Annotated in this window: 21 protein-coding genes; 1 reads left to right on the top strand and 20 read right to left on the bottom strand. The window is 38.7% G+C overall.

Annotated features, from left to right (window positions below; translation table 11 throughout):
• The coding region (locus HNR32_RS07800; RefSeq protein ID WP_183861380.1) for an IS3 family transposase at positions 1-165 on the top strand (165 nt) is incomplete at its 5' end.
• Here HNR32_RS07800 and HNR32_RS07795 read toward each other — a convergent pair.
• The 20 genes from HNR32_RS07795 to HNR32_RS07700 form a co-directional block, all read right to left on the bottom strand.
• Positions 162-728 (bottom strand): hypothetical protein, encoded by a 567-nt coding sequence (locus HNR32_RS07795; protein ID WP_183861378.1) that lies wholly within the window; start codon positions 726-728, stop codon positions 162-164. The genes HNR32_RS07800 and HNR32_RS07795 overlap by 4 nt on opposite strands.
• A gap of 393 nt (positions 729-1,121) precedes the next feature.
• Positions 1,122-1,598, bottom strand: coding sequence for a hypothetical protein (locus HNR32_RS07790; protein ID WP_183861376.1), 477 nt, complete (start codon positions 1,596-1,598; stop codon positions 1,122-1,124).
• 20 nt (positions 1,599-1,618) lie between these two features.
• Positions 1,619-1,915, bottom strand: coding sequence for a hypothetical protein (locus HNR32_RS07785; RefSeq protein ID WP_183861374.1), 297 nt, complete (start codon positions 1,913-1,915; stop codon positions 1,619-1,621).
• 50 nt (positions 1,916-1,965) lie between these two features.
• Positions 1,966-2,784 carry a DUF2634 domain-containing protein gene (locus HNR32_RS07780; protein ID WP_183861372.1) on the bottom strand — a complete coding sequence of 273 codons (819 nt, stop codon included), beginning with the start codon at positions 2,782-2,784 and terminating at the stop codon, positions 1,966-1,968.
• A gap of 221 nt (positions 2,785-3,005) precedes the next feature.
• The gene (locus tag HNR32_RS07775) at positions 3,006-4,004 is read right to left on the bottom strand and encodes a hypothetical protein (protein ID WP_183861370.1); all 999 of its coding nucleotides are present in this window, start codon (positions 4,002-4,004) and stop codon (positions 3,006-3,008) included.
• A 233-nt stretch (positions 4,005-4,237) separates the two neighbouring features.
• Entirely contained in the window at positions 4,238-6,862 is a 2,625-nt protein-coding gene (locus HNR32_RS07770) for a hypothetical protein (RefSeq protein WP_183861369.1), read from the bottom strand.
• 216 nt (positions 6,863-7,078) lie between these two features.
• Positions 7,079-7,633 (bottom strand): recombinase family protein, encoded by a 555-nt coding sequence (locus HNR32_RS07765; protein WP_183861367.1) that lies wholly within the window; start codon positions 7,631-7,633, stop codon positions 7,079-7,081.
• A gap of 459 nt (positions 7,634-8,092) precedes the next feature.
• Positions 8,093-8,563 carry a JAB domain-containing protein gene (locus HNR32_RS07760; protein WP_183861386.1) on the bottom strand — a complete coding sequence of 157 codons (471 nt, stop codon included), beginning with the start codon at positions 8,561-8,563 and terminating at the stop codon, positions 8,093-8,095.
• A 66-nt stretch (positions 8,564-8,629) separates the two neighbouring features.
• The gene (locus tag HNR32_RS07755) at positions 8,630-9,457 is read right to left on the bottom strand and encodes an IS3 family transposase (RefSeq protein WP_183861365.1); all 828 of its coding nucleotides are present in this window, start codon (positions 9,455-9,457) and stop codon (positions 8,630-8,632) included.
• Entirely contained in the window at positions 9,441-9,779 is a 339-nt protein-coding gene (locus tag HNR32_RS07750) for a transposase (RefSeq protein WP_182185465.1), read from the bottom strand. The genes HNR32_RS07755 and HNR32_RS07750 overlap by 17 nt, the downstream gene beginning before the upstream one ends.
• Positions 9,780-9,832: 53 nt before the next feature.
• Entirely contained in the window at positions 9,833-9,997 is a 165-nt protein-coding gene (locus HNR32_RS07745; RefSeq protein WP_183861363.1) for a hypothetical protein, read from the bottom strand.
• A gap of 124 nt (positions 9,998-10,121) precedes the next feature.
• The gene (locus HNR32_RS07740) at positions 10,122-10,904 is read right to left on the bottom strand and encodes a hypothetical protein (protein WP_183861361.1); all 783 of its coding nucleotides are present in this window, start codon (positions 10,902-10,904) and stop codon (positions 10,122-10,124) included.
• A gap of 13 nt (positions 10,905-10,917) precedes the next feature.
• Positions 10,918-11,859 carry a YqaJ viral recombinase family nuclease gene (locus HNR32_RS07735; protein ID WP_183861359.1) on the bottom strand — a complete coding sequence of 314 codons (942 nt, stop codon included), beginning with the start codon at positions 11,857-11,859 and terminating at the stop codon, positions 10,918-10,920.
• Between the two features lie 87 nt (positions 11,860-11,946).
• Complete coding sequence (locus HNR32_RS07730; RefSeq protein ID WP_183861357.1) at positions 11,947-12,885, bottom strand: TIGR03299 family phage/plasmid-derived protein; 939 nt, start codon at positions 12,883-12,885, stop codon at positions 11,947-11,949.
• A gap of 671 nt (positions 12,886-13,556) precedes the next feature.
• Positions 13,557-13,691: a hypothetical protein gene (locus tag HNR32_RS14140; protein ID WP_375782634.1), complete on the bottom strand. Its 135-nt coding sequence runs from the start codon at positions 13,689-13,691 to the stop codon at positions 13,557-13,559.
• 173 nt (positions 13,692-13,864) lie between these two features.
• Positions 13,865-15,358: a DUF5677 domain-containing protein gene (locus tag HNR32_RS07720; protein WP_183861355.1), complete on the bottom strand. Its 1,494-nt coding sequence runs from the start codon at positions 15,356-15,358 to the stop codon at positions 13,865-13,867.
• Between the two features lie 135 nt (positions 15,359-15,493).
• A complete protein-coding gene (locus HNR32_RS07715; RefSeq protein WP_221300582.1) occupies positions 15,494-18,445 on the bottom strand; it encodes a type I restriction endonuclease subunit R in 2,952 nt (983 codons plus the stop codon).
• A gap of 11 nt (positions 18,446-18,456) precedes the next feature.
• Positions 18,457-19,836: a restriction endonuclease subunit S gene (locus tag HNR32_RS07710; RefSeq protein ID WP_183861351.1), complete on the bottom strand. Its 1,380-nt coding sequence runs from the start codon at positions 19,834-19,836 to the stop codon at positions 18,457-18,459.
• A 4-nt stretch (positions 19,837-19,840) separates the two neighbouring features.
• Positions 19,841-21,955, bottom strand: a complete 2,115-nt coding sequence (locus HNR32_RS07705) for a type I restriction-modification system subunit M (protein ID WP_183861349.1) — start codon at positions 21,953-21,955, stop codon at positions 19,841-19,843.
• 103 nt (positions 21,956-22,058) lie between these two features.
• Complete coding sequence (locus HNR32_RS07700; RefSeq protein WP_183861347.1) at positions 22,059-23,864, bottom strand: N-6 DNA methylase; 1,806 nt, start codon at positions 23,862-23,864, stop codon at positions 22,059-22,061.
• Positions 23,865-23,869: the final 5 nt, after the last annotated feature.

Genomic DNA, 23,869 nt, shown 5'->3' with positions numbered 1-23,869 from the left:
ATAAAAACAGAGTTTGTAAAGAACAAAACATTTTTATCATTAAAGGAATTAAAAGTAGAGTTAGCAGACTATGTTAACTGGTTTAACAACTACAGAATTCATTCTTCTTTGAATTATTTAACACCAAGAGCATTCAAAGAAAATGCCCTTAAAAAATCTGTTTAGTTTACTGTTGACAATCCATCTCTTATATATGGAAGCAAAGTTTCTTCTATAAAATAATTTTTGCCTTTGCCGGTTTGAGCCGAGATAAATACAGGTTGATTCGGCTCCCATTTGTTCGTATCATTTTCCATCTTGGAATTATATCTTGTATTTATTTTGAAGGCGTCTCCAATTCCATCAGCAACCTTTTTTATACCACATTCTACCTGATTAATATACCGGCCACTCATAATACAACCACTCTTCAATTCTTCTTTGTCGTATGATAGGTAATCTATATCCGAATTATTTTTTTTAGTGGAACTTGCATATGAATTTACTTTTAATACCTGTACCTTAGTTTTCTTCGCAGCAATATCATTATCTGTTTCACTATCCTTTACTACAGTAGCCGTTACAGTAGCTGTGTGATCAGGCTTCCGTGATTTTAAATGATTCTCTTTGAACTGCATATACTCCCTGACAAGCTCACACTCATAAAATTCACACAAATTACAGAAACCAAATTTATACTGCGATTCCGCCTCATCAGTAAGAATTTGAAATTTATTTTTCTTTATCATTTTCTATCTCCTCCTGGATCTTTCTATGATAAGTTTATTTGTATTTGTTAAACATTAATATGCAAATTCACAAATCACGGATTTTGGCAATGGAATCATCCTATCATTACTGGCTTCTCAGTATCCTAACGAACAAGGGCTTTGCGCGAAGGACAAAAAATGTAATATATGTTACCATACCAGAAAAACAAATTTTGTCAATGATATATTGCTTTGCCTCTATCTATGAGGGCAGCATATTATCTGTATACGAAACGATATATGCTTAGCATGACACCATAATGAATCCCCATGCCATCACGGCATAGGGATCTTCTTATATTGTAACGGTTTAGAAAATTGTAATATTAAGAAGTATCTCTACCAGCTAATCAACAAAAAATCAGCTTTTTCCTATAATTCCCTTTCAAGTTCAATGAGCCTCGAATCTTTCAATCTACAATTATATGAATAATCCTTCTTTTCCATTCTAACAGCAAAACACAAATAATAATTTCGTGCATCTTTTTTATCAGTTGGAATTAAGGCCAGTATATCTTCTAAATACTTGTAAATATATGGAGATCTAGAAATGTCGCAAATTTGTTTTTTAGTCTCTGAGTGCAAAATTTTCAGATAGTATGCTTTTACTTCTTTTTCGTCCTTAGCAATATACTTGTAAAGGTACACAGCACATTTGCCATAATATATTTTAGTAACATCGATTTCATCATCTAGATTGTTAGAATATAAACTTTTATGTGGTAGATATTTCTTTTTATTCCCCGTTGTTGTAATAGTAAAAAAATCTTTTGTACTTTTCGTTTTAGTATTTATTTTTTCTGAATTTCCAACCTCTTTTTTATTAATACTTTTTAGCATTTTATTCATACAACTTACCAATCGATTTTCTATATCAGAGCGATCCAGTCTTCATAAAATTTTTCAGTTTCTTTCTTGTTAGCCTTGTCATGTCTATATGAACAAAAAAGATCGTGCTTATCTCGATCTGACTCAATCACTTTAAAATATCTAAGTTTGTTTCCATTTGCAACTGTAAGTGGTGCTAAATTACAAAGAGGGCAAAATATATGTCCTATATATTTCCGAATGGCATCTTGAGGATTTTTATCATAAAAGTCCCAGTAAACACTAGCTGGATAATTTTTTTCGTTTTCAAAGTAAAACTCTCCATACGTATTTTTCATTCAATTTCTTCCCCTTAAGACCTCACTTAATATTTTAAGACAACCATTTTTCAATCGTTTTCATACGATAGTAATTCAGTATCATTAGGCTGCCATAATAGATTCACCGATATGATTCTTCCTCTATTCCCCTTGACTCCAAAATCCATTAAAAGTTTATTTCCAGATTTTCTGATGCCAAAAATCTCTGAAACCCATTCACAGAAATTAGAGTGATCCATTATCTCATTAGCCATAAGTGGAGCAAGCCTTTGAAAAGTTATAGGATTATTCGTAGCTAATAGTTCACTATATTCTGTACCATACATCTTACTGTAAATTTTATACTCATACTTGGGAGTATTAACAAATTTCCAGATATGCATAATCAATGTTTCTTTTCCGTTTAGTACTTCTTGGCAATTGTTAAATGCTTTTCTAAACAGATTGTATTCTTTAATGTTCTCCTCAATCTGCTTGCATGGATTGTTATTTATTAAAGGAGATGTGGGTTCCCACACAAAATTTGTCTCATTTCGTTGTTCAAAAGATAAGATTTCTTTTTCGGCACTAATTTCAGCTTTATCTTTCCATTCGTGAAGCAAGGAAACTGGATACTTATTTGGATCTTTATCAATAAGGTCAGAGCAACATGAACAAAGCCATATACCATTTTCAATAGAAGCCCTTTCCGTTGAAGTCATCATAGAATCATATCTGGGGCCGCCTTTCGATGCTGCACATATATGACACGCAATCCCGATAGTAGTGCTTTTATTCGGAACACTATTAGGACCAATTGTTGCTCTTTGACAAAACGGGTTTGAACATTTATATCCAACCCGTTTTGCTAATGTTTCTTTAACTTGTTGCGAAAAATCATCTCTCATTGAAACCACCATTACCTTTCGGCAAGCTACCTACTGAAATCCTGCACCTTATATACTCTAGTACAGTGCTCTTGAAAAAACCAAGTGACGCAATAATCTAATAATATCAGTATATCATACTCATCGGCAAAAAACATTTTATGCAGAAAATAGGTCGACAAAAGCATACATAACTCCCCCTGTATGGGTTTACATTTCTGCAAAAATCAATGTGCCCCCTGTCACTTATCATCATTATTTGAATCAAGATAGGAGTAGAGCGATTTCAAATGCTTCACATCATGCCGCTTGCTTATAGTAATGGGCGACACATTAATCTTCGCGAAACTTTCCATAACATCATCAATTCGTCTATAGTTCAATGCTTTTTGTGCGAGCAACAAAGACTTTTTCTCAGGAACCAGTGCCACCAGCCGCAGCATCCGCCGTCGAAGCGTCATGTCTTTTACCTCCCTTTGGATAATCTCTATAGCCGTATCTTTTTTATGAAAGGCACCAAAAGGGACTACACGCACAAACGTAGCTAAAAACATCTCCTGACTGTTTTTCAATAAAACTGCTAATTGCTTGGAAGTATCTCTTTCATCAGTGTAATCTCGTACTGTCTTTGGCTGAGTTAATCGAACTTCAGCTCGTAAAAGCCCTTCGGATTTTTTTATTATAGATTTCAGCTTTTTGTGATTAGTTCCGGTTTTTCTATGTTGACTGGTGAGCAATCCCATTAAGTCATAAATTAAAAACTGAATGCCGTTACTGTTTCCATCCAAACAAAAGCCAATACCATCATCAAGACAATCATAATTTAATGGCGAAAACCCTTTTACCTTGCCAATTCTTTGTAAAACTTTTATGTATGCGGATACTTTCTCTCGGCTGCTAACATCAATGTCTGCCATAAGAATCATTTTTTTCAAATTAAAATCTTTAAGATTGTACTTTGAGCCGAAATAATCATGAACACATCTCTCCAGCTTATGGATTAACTTGCCTGAATCAAGATTTCCGCCATCTAGCATAACACTTGAGTTTATAGTAATCTGAACTTTCTTTTTATATTGTTTTTCTTGGTAAGTCACAACTATTCCCTTAGATGACAAAGTCTGATCGATATATTTATTGTCATTCAAATATTCTGCTTGGTTACAGACTCTGGTTAATAATTTATGGAATTTTTCATTGTCCAACACCATAGAAAGCTCTATGACGCAATTTAGATACATAATTAATTCCTCCGATTGTAATTATTTTTTACACTATTGTTATAGATGGGTTGCTTTTTAATGAAACCATCTACGATAAAACCATCGACTAGCATTCCCAGTGATTTTTAATGGTCAGTTTATTCGTTGCGTTAAGGAAAAATCATGATTTCATCAAACACTTCTTCAATTAAAAAATATAATTAAGGAGAAAAAGCGGCACAATTAAATGATTAAGCTGACAAAAACAGATTTCAAATTTCATTATCATCATAATTAAAATTATTCATTATCGTAGCTTGTCGAAGTGGGAAATTAGAAAATAAATTAACAGCACATTCACATCTCAACAATCTCGCTCTGCCTACAGCCTGTTCTAATTCTGATTCTATCATGTAGAATTGTATGGCTCTTAGGTTCTTATCGTCATAGGTGTTAAAACGGAAGCGGTATCCATTATGAGTAACAATGGTGTTGGGTTTCAGTTTTGTATCAATGCCAAATCCAAGTGCATAGGAAAACAACTTATATATCCATTCTGGCTGATGCGGCGTTCCAATGACATCGATATTTTCATTTTTCAAAATATCGCAACCAGAACAATTGCCAAAATGCAGATCACCCTTGTAATGATTAGGCAACTTCTTAAAAGAAATGGTATGCTCAAGCCCTGACCATTTCTTAATTTGACCAATGATACCAGGATTGTCTCTCATGAAAGAGCGGCTCATTGGTTTACCACCATACTGAAACAAAGTACCTGTAAGTTTAGCTTCCTTAGAGGTATAAAACTTCACGTTATCCTCACCAAAACAATACTCACAGATGTCTTTGTCCGCTGTTGCTGATAGCATGATATACTTTGTTTTTTCTTGAAATTTAATAGGGTTTATAAAGCTGACACAGTCTTCTGTTAGGTCATTTTCAAAATTTGAGGGTTTCCGGTAACAGAAGTATTTTGCATCGCACAGCGCCGGTATATTGACTGTCATCTTTATACCGGAGTATGATCTGTCATAATCAATCTCACTCAGAGTAAAAAATTCTGATTTCTTAATGTGCTTTAAGATTTTTACAATTTTTGCCGCCAACGGGTCGCCGGTGTTCAATTTCTTTTTTAGTTTTTTTAGTTTAGAAATAGGAACTGTGGTTTTGCTAGGAATAACAGTGCTAAAGATTAAATCTTCATCAATGATGACAAGATCAAACTTGCTCACATCCATGCTTGTCAGGCGCCGGTGAGTAGTAATAGCATGACCGTCCATGTTATTGAATTCATCTAGTTCTCGCTTGTATTGTTTAAACAACTTAGCACATTCTAAATCATCCTCAGCAATAGCCTTGTTTAGACGAGGCATTGGCGACCTACCTGTCTCATAGAGATTTTCTATATCGTCCCAAACATTTTGAGGCAAATCGTCTTTTAGTTCATGCAATGAAGGTGATACGATTATGTCTACCCCCATCGCTTTCGCTCGTTCACATACTTCACGCTTCAATTTGTTGGTTGGAACGGCAATTAAAACCCTTAGGTGAGTATCCCTAAGCAGCTCCAAAATTGCTTGAGTTTTGCCTAAGGCCGTTTGACATTTGATGACGTGCCATATCTTGTCTCTTGACATTACCGCACTGTGAAAATTCTCTTTAAAATCTTTCCATGCTTCATCTAATCCAACCCAATGATCGTTGCAATTAGCAATTTTCTCAATTTGATGGTATTTAGGCTTCGATGTAGAAAGGATGTTTTTTCCATGGGGACAGGTAGCATGATAAGAACAGAAGCTGGTACACGGCCTAGGATATTTATCTTTGATATAATAGAAATAGTAACTCCAGTTGTCGTACTTTTCCTTCCTGCTAGAGTAATATGAGTTTGCGCTGATCGTATCTTTGAATTTGGTAGCTCCTGTTTCTACCTTAGCTAGATTCGTAGCTACCCCGAGTAGTTCTCGTTGAGATAATGTTTTATTTCCCAACTCAAATTCCCGATACAATCTACATTTGGAACTGAGGGATTCTAGAGTATCAGAGGGGTAATCTTTATGGATAGATGGTTTTTTTTGATTTGATGATATACTATATTTATCTTCATGATCTTCAAATTTGATTAAATACTTTAAATTTGATAATTTCTCACTATTTCCATAATCTATCATAATAGGATTTTGTGAGTTTTTATCATTTATATTTTCTTTAATACCTTCAGTGAAATTCTCAACTATAGAAATTTCAGGAAGTTTTCTTTCATTTAATGCAACGCCTGTTGTTTTAGAAAACTCAACTATCTTCCGTTTGTAGTTGGTGGCTCCATATCGGTTTCTCAGATGAAGGCTCATATTCATAAATAGCATATCAACACTTACCGCAGGAGTGGTATCGTCAAAATACAATACTTTATTCCCGCCATTATATACCTTTGAAACATCATCACAGCTTTTATCAGCTTCTGGAAACATCATCATCAAGGAGTTTTGCATGGCTTCAGCTTCTTTTAATGAAGAAGACGGACTGTCTTTTAGAAATACAATGCTAAATTTATTACGGCTTCCGATGGAAAAAGCATCATAGGCAAACAGTATAGGAAGATCATATTGTTCGGTTCTGTCCTTTATTTCCTTAAATGATGTTTCTTTGCTGTCAAAATGGAGAGCTAATAGCTGCGACTGTTCGAAAGTATCTTTACTTTTCAGCCCCTCCTTGAATGTAGAAGGACAGAATACGTGGCCTTTTGAACCAACTTGTTCTACAAATGATCTGACGTTATCGTTTTTAATAAGTTCGGTATTATCAGCAATTAAAATATCGAACATTTCCATTTCCTTGTTGTTAAACTCTCTCTTACTGGAAATTTTGCTGATGCTAACATTAAATTCATTCATACTCTCAACTCCTCAGGAAATATATTTTATTTCCTTGTAAGAGCTAATTACAAAAAATATTGCAAAAAATAGAGGACGGTTTTGGGCCGCCCTTCATTTTACACGTTTGTTTCCTGAGGGATTCTATGCTTATTTTAGCAATCTAGTCTCCCGCTATGTTAGCACTGGGATGACTGTAAATTCCATCTGTAAAATATAAATATTTTTACAGATAATTTACCTATTAGATTCCTTTACCTTTCTATAGAATGTAGAAGGTTTCATGTTTAACCTTCGCATAGCCTCAACCGCCGTCATGTTGCCCGATTTCCATATAGTCACGACCTTCTCAAATTCCGGGTGGCAAATAGACTTACGCCCCTTGTATTTTCCCTGTTCTTTGGCAATAGCTATTCCTTCATTCTGACGTTGCAGGATGTACTCACGTTCCAATTCTGCTACGGCTCCAAAGATCGTCAGCATAAATATGCCTGTCGGTGTTGTTGTATCGATGGCTTCTTTCTTAGAAATAAATTCAACCTTTTTGGCAGTCAACTGAGCAATGAGATCAAGCAAATCGCGTGTGTTACGGGCGAAGCGGCTGATGGATTCAACAATAACAGTGTCGCCCTGCCTAACATAGGTGAGCATCCGTTTTAGTTCCGGTCTATCGGTATTTTTACCACTGGCTTTATCGATAAAGAGTTCATCAACGCCAAGCTCTTTTAATAGAACCTCTTGCCGAATCGTATTTTGTTCTGTTGTGCTTACGCGAATATATCCTATCTTCATAAAAATTCCTCCATTAAAATATGCCATTAGACTACAGCCTAACGGCACATTGGAAAAGTATCCTAATAGAGTTGTTTTTGAATTTTTGGCATGTGTCATTACTAAAGACCACCCTATTGGTAAAATGATTAAAAATTTTTGTTCATTTCACACCATTATGATCCACAAGATAAGGCTTCTCCCTATTTCACTCTTCTCGTATCTTTTACTTTTAAAATAATATATTATTTTAATATATAGGACTAAAACAATTATATTGGAGGATACTATTTTGAAATTTATTATATTTCGAGGAAAAAAGCTTCCTGTAGGGTTAGCCAGAAAACTTTTAGTAATAGCCAGTTATGTAGTCCCTCTTAATAAATTTTATAGAGATCTTTATTTGGCACTAGCAACGCAAGATAAACAATAGATGGGATTAACCCATCTATTGTTTGATGATATATCGCAATCTGTAAATCACATTTTGCCTTGTTCTTTAAAGCTAACATAACCACCACCATCAGCCCCCACAATAATATGGTCAAGCACTTCAATACCAATAATCTTACCGCATTCAACTAATTTCTTTGTAAGCAAAATATCTTCGTTACTGGGCAAAGGGTCCGAACTGGGATGGTTATGAACCAATATACAACTAGCACATGATCTTCGAATCAATCCTTTAAATGCTTCACGTGGGTGCACAATACTGGCATTTAATGAGCCAATCGAAATATTCTCTTTGAAAACGACATGATTCTTAGTCGATAAACCAATCACATCAAAATGCTCAACCTGTAAAAATTCCATATCGGAACGCACTAAATCAAACACATCTTTGGGACTTTTTATAATAATTCGCTTAGTTTTATCTGGTTCATATACCTTACGAGCAAATTCCAATATCGCACCAAGTTGCTTTGCTTTTACTACACCAATCCCCTTAATACTATAATGGGCCCCTTGTCAAGACCACTTCGTAAATTTTTAAGCGTGTCATCAAACAAAGTAAGTCTACGCAGCAAAACTGCCGAAGTAGAAATCATTTGGGACCTTATAACCTAAGGCTTGGTGGGGGCGTATGTTGTTATAGTCATCTACATACGTGTTAATCAGCTGACGCAACTCTCTTGGTGAATGGTATTCGTTGGGATAGAGCTGTTCTGTCTTGAGACTACGAAACCATCGCTCAATCATGATGTTGTCAGCCCAGCGGCTTCTACCATCCATGCTTTGTCGGATATTAAGACTGTGAAGCAATGCCTTATAGTCATCGCTGGTAAACTGACTTCCTTGATCTGAATTGATAATGGCGGGAATTCCACACTTTTTTACGGTTTCCTTTACTGTATAAATGACAGAAGTCGCATCTAATGTGTCAGAGAGATAGTGTCCAACCAGCCGTCGGCTATACCAGTCAATGATTGCTGTCAGGTACATATGACCATGCGGCATTGGAATATAGGTGATATCGATAGACCAGACCTGATTAGGATATGATGCCGTATAATCGCGTAGCAGATATGGCACGATAGCCTCCTTGAAATTTCTTTTGGATAGATTGGACTTAGGATAAACGGCATAGATCCCCACTTTCAGCATTAACCGGCGCACAGTCTTACGACATACGGGAAAGCCGTCTTCCAGCAGCTTGATGATAATTTTACGAGATCCAAGATAAGGACATCTGGTATGCCAATGGTCGATACGCGCCATTAAAGACTCTTCGAATTCAACAGCTGTTGCATCCGGCAGGATGGCATTGTAATACAGGCCGGAGCGATTCAGCCTCAACAGCTCGCACTGACGACGTATGGAGAGCTCATTATCCCTTTGAATCATATTCTGGGATTTGTGGGATGGCTTCTCCAGCTTGGCAAAAGCAGTCCTGAAGAAAGTCGCGTTCCAGCGTCAACTGACCGATGGTCTTAAGCATCTGGTCGTTCTTTTTCTTCAGGTCATCCTCCTTTCTCTGAACGGCCTTACGTTCAGAATCTATACCAAAGGCGAGATGGGCATTTTTTAGAAAATCCTGCTTCCATTTTCGGACCATGCTCGGATTCAAGTCGTTCTCAGAACAGATAACATTGAATTCCTTATCGCCTTGAAGAATCGACAAAACCATCTTTGTTTTGAACTCAGCAGTGTACTTTTTTCTTGGCATGATAACAACCTCCTATTTTGTTACCTATACTATATCATGTGCTCTTAAAATTTTCAGTACTGGTCTGAATCCTTGGGTCCATTATAACTGCTGATTTCTTTTTCACTAGCGTTCATTAATGTACTAATATTGGGGTAGTTCTCAATCAGAGCATCTACAACATACCCATTGGCACTTTCACGCAAGCAACCCGCTAATAAACTTCTCATTCCTTCCATTTTCATACACTCCTTACAAAATAAATTGCCAGCCCTGAATTACAAGGCTGGCTTCTTTTAATACTCATTGGCTAACATCATGGTTGAGTGACTACCGTCATCAAATACCAAGCTGTTTTTCAATTTAACTAGCTTCTTGAACAATTGGTTCCAAATCAGCATCATTGAACATCTTCATAAACTGCTGACCAAAATTTCTAGCTTGCGTAGCTTCTTCCGAACTAAGTTTACTAACAGTTTCAAAATTGTACAAGGAATAAGGCTGTCCCGTTTTATTAGTGGTTTTTGCTAAAGTAATTTTGGTAACAACTCCAGAGAGTGGCAGCATTTTCCCAATCAATCTTGTCATATAGCGTTGGAAGATTAGCTTACTTGATACTGGAACTCTAATAATGATTGGCATGATATTATCCGGTCGGAGAAGGAAAATCATAACTGATTCCTTACAAGCCTTGGCATTAGATTCTCCATCTTTTGAACCAAAATCATTAAACGGGCAACGACTACATGCCTTCCCTTCATAAGAGATTATGCTGTCGTGGCTGTAACAAACAGGTGGCGTACCTTCCACCGGGTCTGGCGTATCCCAATAAGCACGAGGAGTAGCATAATCAAGCACAATTCCAGTTAATTCTTTATACATTTCATCTCCCGCTATCCCTGGTACAGTAAACATAGTAGCTCCACCAGATGGTGACTTAACAATATCGAAAAGTTGAAAGGATAAAGGTTGCTGCTTCAGATTTTCCCGGATAATATCAATTGCATTATTTGTCAACGCAATATAATTAGAATTTACTGTAGCTAACGCTTTTTTCGTCATAGTCTGAACCTGCCTTTTTTCTGTATTTTCTTGTAACCCTTGTAATTTATCACCGAGGCGATTTTTAAGTTTTGTTATATTCATATATTCCTCCCATTTATATATCCGCCTTTATAGAAAAACGGCGATATGATGTTTTATTAGCATACTTTTTGTAAAGAATCGGATGTTCTGCTTTTAATGTCTTACTATCTAAACGTTCGCTTGACATGCTTTTCCACGTAATTACCCTTTCCCCCACTGTACCAATTTCATGATCTCCAATCATTTGTTTTAGCTTGTTTTCGGCTTCCTGTTTCTGCTCAGTATACTGATGTATATTTTCACTGGCGGCTTCGTATTGCTCTATTAAACTGGCAGCACTATCAGGTAACTTAATTTCTGATTTAGGCAAACTATTGGGAAACTGGTCGCTAAGAAATTTGGCCGCTGCTGCTGAGCCATCTATCGCTGGAGGAGTCATAGTTTGAACATGTTCCCAGAAGTCACCTTCCAACTGGATCAACATTGAAATTATTTCCTCATCCCGTTCTATAAACTTCCAACGAAACGTATTCCCTCCGATCAGAACAGCAATGTACGCTCCTCTGTACCCAGTAACTGCCATATAATGTTGAACCTGCAGCACATATGCGTCTGGAATGGCATCATCCCATTCTCCCGTTTTATATGCCGAAGCTGTCTTAGCTTCAAAGATGCACTTCCCATAGGTGGGGTGAATGCATTCTCCATCTAAATTTGCCAACATAAACGGATGCTCCTTACTTTGCAGGAGTTGCTCAACCTGCTTAACCGCAATGCCTGTTCTTTTGGCAAACTCAGTCCTTACTAAACTTTCAAGCTGTGTTCCCCAATAGGCAGCTTCCCCGGCTTCTTGGTATGGGAGCTGATTCGTTTTTTCCATCCAGAGTTCCACTGGCGACTTATATCGGTTAATTCCGCAAACGATAGAGGCATCCGAACCTCCGATACCTTTTTTGCGCCAGTCTAGCCATTCCCGATAGTCCATGTCTTCAGTTGAAGCTAAAATAACTGCCATACATCGCACCTCGCTTTACATAATCAAATATGGGTATGCAGTGAATTCACCACATACCCTTTGCTCAATTAACTTTTAATGCTGGTATTATGCCGCTGATTGTACGATTTCATATGCCTTATCAATCAGCGGATTGCCATCCACCGTCTTAGCAAACATATTCTCCCTGTAACTAATAGTTTCACGTAGCGGCTTCGCATGAGTAGCAAAGTCTGACACTGCGCAAATAAACCGATAGGCATTCTTGCCAACAATCCCCTTGAGGTCGGGAGCATCGAAATATCGAAGTTTTAAATCCTCGCGGATTCTAGCTATATTTTTCTTGTGAGTATCCGTAGGATTGTCATTCATCGGCAGCAGCATATCAACATACTCCATTACCTTAGCATCGGTCAACTTTATTTTGGATAGCCGCGAAAACTCTGCGCCCAATCTCCCCATGTAATTCTCTGCCAACAAAAGGGTATTATGAGCATCATCCATCTTGCGGGCCAAATCACCCACATGAACAGTTGACCAAGTACGTCTAGCCGTAGCCAAGGCAATGTTGAGCGTATTCTGGCATACCACCCGCACCGGAGTCATGGCTACCTTAATAGCGCCATTACCATCATGAGAGCTGCTGAATACAAGGTAAGGCTCAATTTGTTCACCCTCAATGATGTACTTGTCTGGAAGTTTAGCAAGCAGCCAAATCTTACGGCCTTCTTGTAACGCTCCCGCCGTTTCATAGCGCACTCCCTCGCCCAATAGAGAGTCTGTAAACGCAAAGGCTTCCGAGTTTTGGACAACCTTATACCGGTCAGTAACTACGCCAAGAATTTTTTCATCGCTATCGCGGATATTGGCTTTGTAACCGGGGATGGGGGTATAGTTGCTGGTCATGATCGGGCGTTGGATAACATCCCAGTTAAGTCCCGACTGCTCAATGGCTTCGCCTGAGCTTAAAGCATCTTCTACACAAACACCAAGACCGTGCCATGGGGCTACCCTCGTGTAAAACATAGTTTCTACATTTGCTGACATTGAAAACATCTCCTCTATAAGTTTTATTGTTGAATTAACGTGAAGAACCCTTCGATTTCATACTTGTCTAAGCAGATAAACAAAGGACTTCCTCAACGGGAAGCCCTTTGTTTGGTAATTATGAAGTTTCATCGTTATCTTCTTTGGGTTCTTCTTGCTCGACAATAGCTTTTACCACAGCTAGTAGCACAGAAGCTGCCATCAACACTATATCCATTATTTTATTCTTTGACAATAAAATCCCCCGCCTTCTATATATCACTCATTTCATAATATATAGGCGAAGAATAAGGCTATTCGATTTGCAAAACATTCCTGCGAATCAATTACCACAAGTCGAAAAACATGCTTCTTCATAGAAGTTCAGGACTTATGCTTGCCTTCCATAAGCCTATAATACATTTGGTAGTTATTTGACTTACAACTTGGACAAGGGTTATCGATAAATTTCACTTGCCCGAGAGTATATGGACATTTGGGGCAAGGTGGTTTTATTAAATGAATTAATTTCATTTCGACCTCCTGTTAAACAACGTTTCCGTGAAAAACGCCTAATAAATTCTTCATCGCTACCATCTAAAACGCCAACTCAAAAATCTTTCAAGCAATCCCACAATGCCCAGTATGAGCATTGCCACCAATACGGATTTTCCCACAACACGCTCCAGCAGTTAAAGGTCGTTCTGCCCTTTGACCTGATACTCTTTTAGCATTGCGTTAAAACCTCCGGTGGTGTCACTTTCAAGCCCTTCCATGGAACCGCTCTTGTCGATAATAAATACCATTTCACTTAAGCCTTTTTTCATGTTAAATCCTCCTTGTTTTGCATTATGTCAATAATATATAAGTGGTTTAGCGTGATATACGCTTAAACGTTTATAAAGAAAAGCCCGCGGATTGCAACCGAGAATTATATTTAAGTGCCATGGCGTTCTATGTGCCAGAATAACAATAGACCGGCAAACGCCGGCCTATTTCTTTATTTCGCCTTGTCACTTTCAACTGCGCTTGGTGCGGGCAATCTTTCTGTAAATCCTGGATAGCTTCCATCAAGCAAATCAAGAACCATGCTTACGAGAACAACGGCATCCGCCGTAACATCGTTCAATTCTCGGCGATTATTCGGTATTCGATGGAAATTATGCAGTGGGTTCGCGCACGTCACAAAAACAGAGTCCCTGACCGCGCCCCAGTGTCCATGTATATAACCAGATGGCCAATCATATAAGGCATCGTAGACATCTTTGACTCCCGCTTCTTCACTTAATTTTCTCAGATTTGAGGCACCCCAGTTACCAAGTTCTATCGGCAAAAACTCTTGCCAATAGTCCTCATTGGCCAACATTTCCAGATCTTTGACACTAACCGAGGATGTCTCCAGATCCACCTTTTCCGTCAGCTTTAGAAGAGAGAGTTTTGCTTGTCCTGTTCCGTATTGCCGATAAGCTTGCCAAAGATCGCTTTGATCCTTTTTTGTTAAATATGCTAACGTAATATAACATTCAACAAGGCTACGAATCCCTGATCTTCCGAGAATTCCGGTGCTGTTGCCACTCTGAACTAATTCCTCCAAAATCGACAAGCAATAAAAGGCAATGCCAAAGACGGTATCTCTTTTGGGGTTAATATCCGTATCATTAACTGTTTGGTCCCAATGCATCTTCAGCTTTTCGACCAGTTCGGTCACTTCTTGTTTTGTCACGTGAGATTTAAGTACTGCATCGTTATCTGATAAGTCTACAGGAATACAATCTGTACGTTCCATGCATATCCTCCAAAATGTTTTGGGCCAACTTAGATCAGGCTTTGCACCAAAATCAAGCTGCATCTCAGTTTCCCTGATTCGGGGACGAACAGTTGTCATATCCCCTGCATAAGGATAATCGAACAGCGTTTCCGCAAAGTCCCTACGTTCATGAAGCTTTCCAATTACCATCCAGTAGAATACTCTTAACCACCTACAGTCAGTAGCGGTTTGTGACTGATGGTCGATCACTTCGAGTACAGCTTTGGCTAGGATATCGCCCATTTCAGGTTCGGCAGTACCCTGCAAAGCCTCTTCCCAAATTGCGCTACCAGGAAGTTCCGGGCAAAATAGCAGTAATGGTTGCAATGCCTGTTGGCTAGCTTTGTCGGAGCATAATTTCTGAAGGAATTCACGCAGAATTTCACCGGGAATACTTGCGAGCCCAGTGTGTGTAATATCGTAGGGTTGCTGATCTTTGGGCTTTCCATACCAGAATTCAACCGCTTTCTTCATTACCGCTATTGCTTTTGCACGCCCTAATCCGACAAGCAACAATTCAGCCCAAAGCCACTCTGGCAACCTATCATCCATCCATGAAACTCTTTGCATCTTCTGTATTTTCATGATAGGGGGGATTAACGTCTTTCCCTTGCGGTCATGTGAGACAAGAGAAGTTGTCATTAACCGTTTTTGCGATCTCTGCAATTTACGCTTAAATGATGCCATCTATTCACCCCATTCTTATTAAGCTGCGTCATATAATTACACTATATACCAATCTCTCACTACCATCAATGTAGGGCCTCTATAACAAGACGACATCTTCCGCAGCGAACTTGATTTTACACTATCATTTATCGCCTAAATCCTAGGCTGCCCTTGATAAACACTGCCATCCGTATTAAACGTCAAATTGAACACCATATCCGACAGCCATTTTTTAAATGATGGATTGTCCTGAAACTGCTTGAATACTTCCATGTTATCCGCCATTGTATTGAGTACCGCGCGATTCAATGCTTTGTCGCTCTCTATTTTTGCATTTTGCTTATCCGAATTTTTCATGGCATTTTGATAATCTTTATTTTGGGCAACCATTTCCGGAAACTCTGAGATACGTTTTTTAACCTGATCCATATCTTTCCATTCTATATTGCCAAAAAGATCGTTGAAGTCAGAAAGAATATTACTTAATAAATCAAGCTCCGATTCTCCTTTCCCGCCTCCTGCACTGGTTGGCACAGGATCTATACCGTATTCACCTTGATCTTCAAGAACAATAGACATCGACGTTTGGGCCTCCACGCGATAACTATCTAAATCTATAGCCTCTAATATTCCCGCTGACAAATCATCTTCGACAGGCGCTGGAAGCTTATGAATTAGGAAGTTCAAAAATATGGACAGTTTTTCCCAATCGGCATTGCCATAAGGCAGTATGGATGCTAAGAATCCATATGTCCTGACAAAAGCCTTGCATTTGCTTTTAAAATCTACTTGTCCATTTTCATCGAGTTCTTTTTCATAGTTATGCGCACATGCATCTAAGATAGGATCAAGACGGTCTCTGTCAGCTCCGTTCAAATACAGTTCAACAACCGTATTGACATGGTAGTCGGTAAAAACATGGTAAGCACGAATGTCCGATTCTAAATCGTTGAGTTTGTCAGGATCGGTTTCGTCTGACAAAACCGTCGTTGTATAGTATTTTTCAAAAGACTCCTTAATCACTTCTGTATCATTTGCAAAATCAAGAATAAAGGTATCATATTTCTGGGGATGTGCCCGATTCAGCCTTGATAATGTCTGAACCGCCTTGATGTCTGTGAGAATCTTGTCAACATACATTGTGTGCAACAGCGGTTCATCATATCCCGTCTGATATTTGTTTGCAACAACGAGAATTCGATATGGCTCTCGTTTCATGCGCCGTTCAATTTCACTGCTGGCAAATCCGTTAATTGATGCTTCGGTCACTTTTTTTCCGCCATACTCATGTTCTCCCGAAAAGGCAACTATGGCCTTATAGGCACTTTTACGCTTTTGGAGATACACGTCAATGGCATAATAATACTGGATTGCTCTTTCGATACTGCTGGTGACAACCATCGCCCGAGCTTGCCCGCCAATTTTTCCTTTTGCAATAACCTGGTCATGAAAATGATCCATCATAATTTCCGCTTTAAGTTCGATTGCCTTCTCTTGTGATTCTACATAGCGCCGCAGCTTTTTTTGCGATTTTTTCTTGTCAAACAACGGATCATCTTCGACGATTTTCGCAATCTTATAATAGCTGTTGATTGGCGTATAGTGTTTAAGCACGTCCAGTATAAAGCCTTCTTGAATGGCCTGTTTCATTGAATAGTTATGAAACGGGCGATGTTTGATCTTTCCTTCCGCTTCATAGGGAACCCCAAACATTTCAAGCGTTTTGTTCTTTGGCGTTGCCGTAAATGCAAAGTAGCTTGCATTTTTAAGCATTTTCCTGCCTTCAAGAATTTTATTGATCTTATCTTCTGTTGACTCTTCTTCCCCCTCATCATAGTCCGCAGAAAGAGCCATATTCATTTTCGCTGACATATTGCCGCTTTGGCTGGAGTGAGCTTCGTCAATAATGATAGCAAAATTGTTTTTACGATGTGCGGTCCCAATGTCATCTAAAATAAAGGGGAATTTATGAACGATCGTTATAATGATTTTTTTACCATCTTGCAGTAGCTTTTTCAGATCGCCGGAACTGTCTGCATGTCCAACCGTATTTGCTACCTGCATAAATCCTTTGATGGTATTTTTGATTTGTTTATCCAGATTGATCCTGTCGGTGACAACAATAATGGAGTCAAAAATGGATTTTCCGTCCTTTTCCATCGAAACCAGCTGGTGCGCCAGCCAGGCAATCGAGTTTGACTTGCCGCTTCCCGCGCTGTGCTGGATTAAATACTTCTGACCAGCGCCAACCTGAAATACGTCCGCTAATAGCGCTTTAACCGCTGAAAGCTGGTGGTAACGCGGAAAAACTTGCTTGGGTTTTGGTTTTTTCGTTTCTTCGTCTTGTTCTTTGATAATTTGCGCAAAATTTTCAATAATATTTGATAGTTCACCCTTGGTAAATATCTCTTTCCAAAGATAGTCCGTTTTTATTCCAGAAGGATTGGGCGGATTACCAGCCCCGCCTTCGTTTCCTTTATTAAACGGCAAAAACCAAGATTTCTTGCCGTCCAGTTTGGTACACATAGCGACTTCATTGTCATCCACTGCAAAATGCACCATGCAACGTCCGAAGTTAAAAATTAGCTCTTTCGGGTCTCGGTCATTTTTGTATTGATAAATGGCATCTTCAATGTTTTGTTTGGTCAGTTTGTTTTTCAATTCGCAAGTAATTATTGGCAAACCATTTAACAAGATCGCAAAATCCAGTGCCAGTTTGGTATTATCTTTTGAGTACATCAACTGTCTTGTCACACTGAAAATGTTCTGCTCATACAACGCTTTCGATGCCGGATTGTTTTTCGAAGGCGTCAAATAGAACAAATCAAACGACGCTGGATATACCTTAAACCCATTACGCAAGACATCAATGACGCCACGTTTGGCAATTTCACCTTGCAAACGGTTCAAAAACTTGATTTTGTTCGTCTCGATATCCAACCCTAGTTTTTCAAGTTCTTCCGGCTGTGTGGCTCTTAGAAAGCGAAACAATCGTGTTTCATCGATCGCATAGTCCTTATTATAGTCATTATTTTTGCCTTCCTCATAACCATTGACCTCCGTCAAATGCTTAACGATCAGGGTTTCAAACCCTGATTCTTTCATATTGGTAGGCATTATTCATCACCTTCCTCTATATCAGTCTCTCCTCCATAAGTTAATTCTTCATCTATATCAGACTCATCTCTGCCTACTTTCTTTGGTTTCTCTATGAAAACATGTTGAACATCCACTTTACCAGTCACTACTTCCGAAACAAGACTGCTTTTATATTCTAAAACAAGGCCAATTTCATGTTCGATTTTTTTAATGCCAGCATCATAGACTGCAACAGATTCATTAATTTTAAGAACAATTTTTTTCTGTTCTTCGCAAGGAATTGAAGGCACCATAATTTTCTTAGTTTCTTCTTGATTTAAAATTGGTAGTGTAGTATATTTAGCAATCGCAAAAATATGCGTTCTTACTGCCCGCATAAAATAAACCAAAAATTCAGGTATAATGTTTTCACTACATAATATCGCATTAATTTGTTGATTACATGAACATTTCTTTTCCGAAATTGATATCTTCCCCATTGTCGCTCCAATTCCGATCATCATAACAGTTCCTTGGGGAAAGATATTAACTTCACTTTTTCCAACATTAGATAACTGCCGATTTGAATTTGATAAGTAAAGCTCATCATTGAAATCACTCGGAGTGAACCAATTAAACCCAATTGGTTCAAAATATTTTTCGTCAGCTCCCGAAGGAGTCCCCCCTGTCTTAACAGTTTTAACTAATCTTTTTAATTGAACCATTGTCCAATGCTCAGGTATATCCCCCAACCATTCAATTCCTGATGGCTTCATTCTCACCTTAGAGTCAAATCCTTTAGTTACAGCTTGATTGATAATTGCTTGTTTTTGTTCTTTCAACGCCGCAATCAGCTTTTTCTTGGCTTTGATGAATTTATTGATCTTCGCGAGTTTATTGTCAAGATATTTGACAATTTGGTCTTGCTCGGGTAGTGAGGGGATTGGAATATATATATTCCGCATTTCATAAAATCTGGTTGTCCATAGGTCTGCAACAATACCTCGTCCATTTCGATAGAACTCTTCTATAAAGCTGTTGCTTTTAAAGAGATAATGAGCATACTTTGAATTAACTTCATATGGTTGTAAGACAATATTAATAAGTGATACTGAGCCATTATAATTTGATAAGCCACTGGACCCTTTTCGATCCGAGCGACTATTAATAACAAAATCACCTTGTTTAACAAGCTTACGATTATCCCCATCGTTACTTTTAGCAGCAGTAGATAGCTGAGGAACGATTCCATTTTTGGTGACCGATAGCGGCATAAACTCCTTATCAGATACCTTTGTCCTTCTTTCTCTGAATTTCATGCCAAGCTTTACACAATCCCAGTGTTTCGGTAGCTTTCCATGCCAAACATCTCGAGTATCTACATATTCCTCATAAGGTCTAAGTTCATTATTCATCATCCGCTTAGCCCCCTATAATCTCGTTAAGTAATCCGTCTGTTTCCGCTTCCAGCACTTTAATATCAGCAACAATTTCCTCTAACGATCTCAGTTTTACAGGTTTATAGAAATACTTCGTAAAGCTGATTTCATAGCCGATTTGCGTCTTTGCTACATCAATCCAGGCATCTGGCGCAAAAGGCAGCACTTCTTCTTCAAAGAACGCTCCAATGCCGCCTTCATGCAGAAGCGGAATCTGTTCGGTATCTCTTAAGGCTGCGTCCGGCTCATATTCCACAATCTTGTTTTCTATATCATACAAGCCGTACAAAGAGTTCTTTTCTGCTTTTCCTGCCTTGTGGATTTTTTTAATCACTGGCGCGGCCTGTTCGTTCACTTCTGTAAATTGACTTTTGATAAAATTGATGCGTTTTGCAGGAAGCTTGATATCCAAATTATCCGCTGCTTGGTCAAGCTTCTTCAAGAATGCGTTATAATCCATAACCATCGCATAATCTAACTGTTTCGCTACCTCGCGCAGTACGCTCATAACTGCCATATCATCAGTTACTTGGCAAACTTGTTCAAATTTATCCAAATTGGTTTCTGATAAGTCAACTGCAAGTCGTAATGGTCTTTCCACGGTCACTTTGTAATAACCAAATTCGCGGTTATCAAAGACTTTTGATTGCTCGGTCTCTGCAAAATTCATTAACAGCTTCGTAATCTCGTTTCGAATTTCCGGCGTCAATTCGCAGTTTTTGTTGCCAAGATTTTTTCTAAGCGGCGACTTCATGGCAGTTGCATCAATTAATTGAACTTTTCCCTGACGGTGCGGCGCTTTTCGATTGGTTACAACCCAGATAAATGTCGCAATTCCAGTATTGTAAAACATGTTTTCCGGCAAAGCAATGATCGCCTCCAGCCAGTCGTTTTCAATGATATATCGCCTGAGGTTGCTTTCGCCCTGTCCGGCATCACCGGTGAATAAAGACGAACCATTATGGACTTCCACGATCCGGCTGCCAAGTTCGGTGTTATGTTTCATTTTGCTGATTTTATTGGCCAAGAACAAGAGTTGTCCATCACTGGAACGAGGAATCATTTTCAGTTCCGGTTCGTCTTTGTGCGACACAACAAACCTTGTATCGGTAATATCTCCTTTGCCTCCCAAACGATCCAAATCTGTTTTCCAGCTTTTCCCGTATGGTGGATTCGACAACATAAAATCAAAATACTTTGTTGCGTGCTGGTCGTCAGAAAGAGTTGACCCAATTTTAATATTTTCGGCCTGTTCACCATCACCTTTTAACAACATGTCTGCTTTGGTAATGGCATAGGTTTCGGGGTTAATTTCTTGCCCAAAGAGGTTGATCGACACTTGTTTTTTATACTTATTTGCAATCTCAAGTAGGCGCTCTTCTGCAATAGTGAGCATCCCACCCGTTCCGCAGGCGCCATCATAGACAAGATATGATCCATCCTTTATCTTATCAACTACTGGCAGAATGCTTATATCCGCCATAAGCTCTACAACATCCCTAGGCGTAAAATGCTCCCCCGCTTCTTCGTTATTTTCTTCGTTGAACTTGCGAATCAACTCTTCGAAAATTACACCCATCGTATGATTATCAAGCCCAGGCAACTTAACCTCGCCGTTATCTTCTAATACCGGATGAATGCTCAAATTGATCGTTGGGCTGACAAACTTCTCGATAACCGCGCCTAGTATATTCGCATCGATCATCCGATCGATCTGGTTTCTGAATTCAAATTTGCTCAATATTTCTTGGACGTTCGGAGAAAACCCGTCCAGATAGGCAATAAAGTCTGCTTTCAACTGTTGTTGTTTAGCTCTGGATTTCAGGTCTTTGAGAACAAACGGCGATGAATTGCAGAATGCTTGTCCAGCTGCGCTGCACAAACCGGCCGTTTGCTCGATAACACCTGCCTTGTCCAATGCTTCTTTCATTTCTAGCACCGCAGCCTTGGTAGGCTCCAAAACCGCATCCAATCGTCTGATGACCGTCATCGGCAAAATTACGTCCCTGTATTTTCCACGAACGTATACATCTCTCAGGCAATCGTCAGCAATGCCCCATATAAAATTAACAATTTGATTGTATGTTTGGTTATCCATTTGAATCCCTCATTTCATTTTTCTATTCAATTCGCAGATTTTAGTCATAAGTTACCAAAGCTTACATTGTGTTACGAAATCACTTACACTTTACGCATCAAGTTCAAATACCTAATTCCTTGCGGATTTCTTGTTCTTCCTTTTCAAATTTCTCTTTAGCTGTTTCTATGCTTTGGCGATATTCAAGGATACTTCTTTTTATCCGCGCCCCTATTTGGGTGCACTTTTCAAGATCATAAGCAGGAATTTCTATATTACCTAATTTGCTAGCATTGATTACCTTGACGCCAGCGCCTGTGGTAACGCGGTCCAAAACAAGCTTGCCTATCTCGCTTTTCAAATACTTTAGCAGCACATACGGGCTATACTTTGCTTGGTTCACTCTGATGATACTCAAGTTGTTGGATATAAATGCCGGCTGGAAGTCATCTGGTACGATAACTGCCTTGGTAGTAGTTCCTTTTGTTGTCAAAATGATATCCCCAGCTTGAATATCATATTTACCATACCAAGTAACCTTCTTATCGCGAATGCGCTCATCCTCATCATAGAAAATCTCATCATCTTGAATATTCTTCACGTTGAGAAAATAGTGAGTAGCATTTCGCTTTAATATTTCAAAATCACTCGTAGACACTTGTACTCCTGGCAAAACATCAGCGACTTCCTTAAGTATTATAGAATCGCCTAACTTCCGCTCAATCTCTTTGAAATTCAAATAAAATGATGCATTCAGATTGTACTCGTTCCTTTCAAGTATTGTTCTATCGACAATTGTCGAAAATCCTTCTTCTTTAATCCAGTTTTGTGTAACATTTACAATCCGGAAAATTGTCTCTTTAGTCATCGCATTCTGTTTTCTAGTTATCTTTACGAAATCTTTCGTTGCATCTACCATAAGAATTTTGTTTTTTCTTTCCTTTGGCTTTTGCTTATTTAAAACCAACAGCGCCGTCGGTATCGAAGTATACGCATACATGGCGCTAGGAAGCATTATGACGGCTTCCAGCAAATCATCTTTAATCATTCCTGCCCTGATTTTCTGATCCGTCGATCGATTAAGACCTCCTACAGAGCTTGTGACAATCGCTTTTCCTGTTGGCTTCAATTTATGAACTGCGATCTGATAGTTCGCCCAGTCTGCAGCACTTTTGGCTGGAAGACCGTACTTATAAACAGGCTTTTCTTCAATCGTTATACTAAGTGCAAAGGGAGCATCCATTAGAACGTTGTCAAAACGTTCTTCATCATCTCCAGAAGAACTGTACACATTTCTCTGTGCAATCCGCCCAGCGCTAATTCCATTGAGAAGGAACAGCATGTTTGAGATACCATACATATCAAAATTGATTTCCTCACCGTATAACTCCGGCGTTAAGTCCTTATATTCCTCATTCACCTCAACCAGGCAGCTCCCGACACCCGAGAAAAGATCGGCAACTTTCATGTTTTTCCGGGGAGCAACGAGCTTTACCATTAACTTTCTAATGCTTTCCGGGGTTGAATAAATCTCCTCCTGGCCATCTGCTTCCATTACTAATTTATTAAACAAGCCCACAAGCTCTTTGGACTCATATTCCCGCCATGCAGACAAGAAAAATGCTTCCACAATCGCCTGCAGATCACTCTTATCATTTTTAGTTTGAAGCGGCAGTAGCGATAACAAGCTTCCTTTGATAATCGGATACGTTTCTTCGATACAGTTCGTGACCTTTATAAGTTCCTCAACAGCTGATTCCTTATTTTGCAGAGTCACATCATTAAAGCTGTAAAACTTAAGATTCTCTTGCTGCAACGCCCACTTTATAAATATTATAGCAATATTAATTCTCACGATTTCGCTCGACTGAAAATGGCCTTTTAACAAATCAGATAATGCCCAAATCAATTGTTCGTTTTTCTCAATCATAATCC

This window comes from Pectinatus brassicae (assembly GCF_014201835.1).
Classification (GTDB): domain Bacteria; phylum Bacillota; class Negativicutes; order Selenomonadales; family Selenomonadaceae; genus Pectinatus; species Pectinatus brassicae.
Note: the sequence above shows the minus strand (reverse complement) of the source record. Positions and strands in the feature narration are given on the sequence as shown.